This window comes from Sulfurovum sp. bin170, assembly GCF_010892395.1.
Lineage (GTDB): Bacteria > Campylobacterota > Campylobacteria > Campylobacterales > Sulfurovaceae > UBA1140.
Window position 1 is genome coordinate 1 of sequence record NZ_JAACKB010000275.1, and the last position, 2,148, is coordinate 2,148.

2 protein-coding genes are annotated in these 2,148 nt (G+C 32.0%); both read right to left on the reverse strand.

Annotated elements, in window-relative coordinates:
* Positions 1 to 714, reverse strand: a 714-nt coding sequence (locus GSY74_RS06480; RefSeq protein WP_164664288.1) for a CDP-alcohol phosphatidyltransferase family protein, incomplete at its 3' end; no start/stop codon positions are given.
* 11 nt (positions 715 to 725) lie between these two features.
* The gene (locus GSY74_RS06485) at positions 726 to 2,111 is read right to left on the reverse strand and encodes an RtcB family protein (protein WP_164664289.1); all 1,386 of its coding nucleotides are present in this window, start codon (positions 2,109 to 2,111) and stop codon (positions 726 to 728) included.
* Positions 2,112 to 2,148 lie beyond the last annotated feature (37 nt).

Here is a 2,148-nt window from a genome sequence, read left to right on the forward strand (position 1 = left end):
AGAGTATCTCATCAACATATATAGCTGAGCAATAGAGTATGTCACCATCCCAATCAGTGATATAAGCATAAAAACATATACCGTATTGTGAAAATAGGAGTTTAGAATGATTCCAAATATAAAATAGTAATATAAAAAGAGTTGCATTCTAAATGCTTTTAGTGCTTTGAGATAGATTGGTTCACTATAATCAATATGCTTAACTATATTGATATTCTCTTTTTTTATTAGATACTTATCTGCAAATATTCTATAGGATAGCAGTTGCATCTCCTCTATATAATTTGCAATAAACCCTGCACTTCCAGCCATAATTATCAGATAGCCACTCTCATCAGAGAAGTGTATGCCAATACCCAAATAGAATAAAAAGAGACTAAACCGATGATATACAAAATCGTAGACAGCCCCCTTTATATTGTCTATACCATAGAGTCTTGCCAAGTCTCCATCAATTTTATCAAATAAAAATGCCATAAAAGATAGAAAAAACCCAATCCAGAACATACTTATATCTTCTGATAACATAAATAAAAAACTAATAATTGATAGAAGAATCATCCATATAGATATAGTATCAGCTTTAACCGAATATTTATAAAATAGTTTGGTCATAGGTAGAGATAAAAAACGATGATAATAGTAGAATTTGTAGTCCTCTTTTTTATTACTGTGACATCTATTGATAATCTCTCTGTATGAAATATTACTCATTCTCCAGACTCCTAATTTTTCAAAGTTGCAATAGGGTTTAGATAAAACCAAGGTCTAAAGAGATTCTCTTCTTCAAAATAGTTTGAGATAGCCTCAATCGGTTTCATATCAGATATATTTGTAGCTTTTATCTCATCTATACTATCAATACCTCTTTTATAAAAATATCTTTTTGAGACTTCATCTGTATATGTGAGATTGTTCTCCTCTTTTAGTCTTGATATAATCGCACCAATTCCGTGGTCATGAGTATCCAAAAGCTTGTTATTGTCTGGTTTACAAGATATACCTATACATGATGGCACATCAAAGGAACCAGCTAGAATAGTTGGCTTGTTATCATAGATTCTTACAGAGTTATGTCTTACGATAAACTGCTCTTTGTTACTGATTTTATCTCTATAGATAGAGTTATGAGATACATTCCAGATTAGTTTAGCATCTCCAATTGAGAGATTATGTTTTTTCTGTACAACTCTTACGGCATCTCTAACGGCTGTAAAGGTTCCAAGTTGATAGGCATAACCATAGTTTGTACCAATCTGTATAAGTTTATAAAAATCTTCTCCCAACTTGGTATTTATACTGTAAGCTTCGTACTTATTTGGATTGAAAAAATATTTTACTACATCTCCATAACTCAAATCTTCTCTCTTTGCCTCAAAGAAATGAAAATAACTTTTTGCTGAGAAGTATAACGCTCTATGAATTGGACCAATTTTATCTCTATTGGTATAGATTCTCATCAGGTTTCCAGTAAAAGGTCCTGGCCCTAGATGAGTCATGACGGTTAAATCATTTTTTTGAATATTTAACTCTTTTGCGTATTCGCTATCTTCTATCTGAGAGACACTCTGTATCTCCAAAAAGTGGTTACCTCTAAAATTTAATCCAAACTCTGCTCTGCTAAATTTTGATTTCAATAGGGCTTTTGGTATCAATCTATCTATATCATCCTTGGTTAATCCATCATCTAAAACACCCTTTAGCTCCAGAGCATCTATAGTATCTTTAGGTAAATCAAACTTATCAAGAACAGCACTTGCTCCATTTAGACATACATTATATAGCTCTTCCTCAGATAGGCTGTATCTGTTCATATCAAATTTTGTTTTTGCTGCGTGTGAATTTATCTCTGAAAAAAAGTCTTTTATTATCTCTTCATTCAGTTCACTCTTTTTAAATGGGAGTTTGATAATTGACATCCCATCATTTATAGCTGCGGAGGCTAGAGATGGTATGATAAAATCACCCGTGGAGATAGCCGTGCTAGAGGGTGCTTCCATTTGTGATTTATGGTGTAGGTCAGGTAGTTCAATGTGGCTCTTGTAAGCATCTAAATTTGTTATATTATCAAGTAACTCTTTTACTGTCTCTGTCTGTTTGTTAAAATACATCATTTTTCCATAGTTTAATATTGTTTTATTCTATTAT

Excerpts from the sequence above, each read along its gene's own strand:
- GSY74_RS06485 (WP_164664289.1), bottom strand. The coding sequence starts at position 2,111 with ATGTATTTTAACAAACAGACAGAGACAGTAAAAGAGTTACTTGATAAT.